Annotated in this window: 1 protein-coding gene; it reads right to left on the bottom strand. The window is 55.1% G+C overall.

Features of this window, described 5'->3' with window-relative positions; translation table 11 throughout:
- Positions 1-262: 262 nt before the first annotated feature.
- On the bottom strand, positions 263-1,294 hold the full coding sequence (locus tag NR164_RS30220) for an IS110 family transposase (RefSeq protein WP_256823670.1): 1,032 nt from the start codon (positions 1,292-1,294) through the stop codon (positions 263-265).
- Positions 1,295-1,364: the final 70 nt, after the last annotated feature.

Below are 1,364 nucleotides of genomic sequence, written 5' to 3'. Positions count from 1 at the left end.
AAAAATCTATGGTCACCCCCATTTTTGCAATACTGATCAACGGGTGGTGTGGTTGGCTTGCTTAAATCTATCCGGCGTCTGTTTGGGGTATGCCCCAGCGCCACGATGAGAGTCGCGCCTGACGATCCTTAAAAACCGGTCGGCTTCTGAAGCCGATTTTTATGTCAGGATCTTCGCCAGGCCGGTGTGCCGTTCACATCATCTGTTGTTCAGCTATCGCAAAACCTGAAGGGTGAATCGTGGTACTGCAACAACTGCAGGGTCAGGCGTTCAAAGCGTCTGGCCCTGCTTCATATTGCGTATGGCGAGCGGCTATCGCCCAAGCGATACGCGCCAGTTTGTTAGCCAGGGCACAGGCCACGACATTTGAATGTCGTCGACTGAGCAAGGTTTTAACCCAGTCAGCCAGAGCGCCTTTCTGGTGATCCAGCCTCTGCATATAGACCCTGGAACACTGCACCAACAGTTGTCGCAGATGCTTGTCACCCCGCTTGCTGATCCCCAGCAGATTGGCCTTGCCGCCCGTGCTGTACTGCCTGGGCACTAAGCCAACGGAGGCGGCAAAGTCGCGACCGCATCGGTACTGTTTACCATCGCCCATCTCCACAGCCAGCAGGCTGGCGGTGATCGGGCCGACACACGGCATGCTCAGCAAACGACTGCCCAGATCATCGTTGGCCAGTTGGCCCGCCAGTTCTTTATCCAGCGCTTTGATTTGCTCATCCAGATAGACGAAGTGATCGTGCAGGCGCTGCAATAAGACCGTCAGACGAACGGGTAATTCGTGCTCGGCCAAAACGCTCGCCAAACGCTTCATGATGGCCAATCCCTTGGGCAGGCTGATTCCAAACTCCAACAGAAAACCGTGCATCTGATTAGCCGTTTTGGTGCGGTCATGCACCAATGATTCGCGCATCCGATGTAGCACAGACAGGGTTTGTTGGGATTCGGTTTTAGGCGTAACGAAGCGCATGGATGGGCGGGAAGCGGCTTCACAGATCGCCTCAGCGTCGACGAAGTCATTTTTGTTGCCCTTGACGAAGGGCTTAACGAACTGCGGGGAAATCAGCTTGGCCGTGTGTCCCATCGCCATCAGTTGGCGAGCGACAAAATGCGACCCTGCGCAGGCCTCCATCACCACGACACAGCTCGGCACATTGCCGAAAAACTGCATCATCTGCGCTCGTGAGCATTTTTTGCGAAACACCTCGCGGCCCGACTTATCCTGGCCGTGCAGGTGGAAAGTATGTTTGCCGAGATCGATACCGATCAGTGCTGACTCGCTCGTGACGATGGCCTCCGAAAACAAAACACCCCGTGAAAGCGTAGCCCTCACAGGGTGTTGGGGGTGACCATCTCATTAA

The organism is Pseudomonas sp. Pse79, from assembly GCF_024519615.1.
In the GTDB taxonomy this organism is placed as follows: Bacteria; Pseudomonadota; Gammaproteobacteria; order Pseudomonadales; family Pseudomonadaceae; genus Aquipseudomonas; species Aquipseudomonas veronii.
This window is presented reverse-complemented; position numbering and strand designations above follow the sequence as displayed.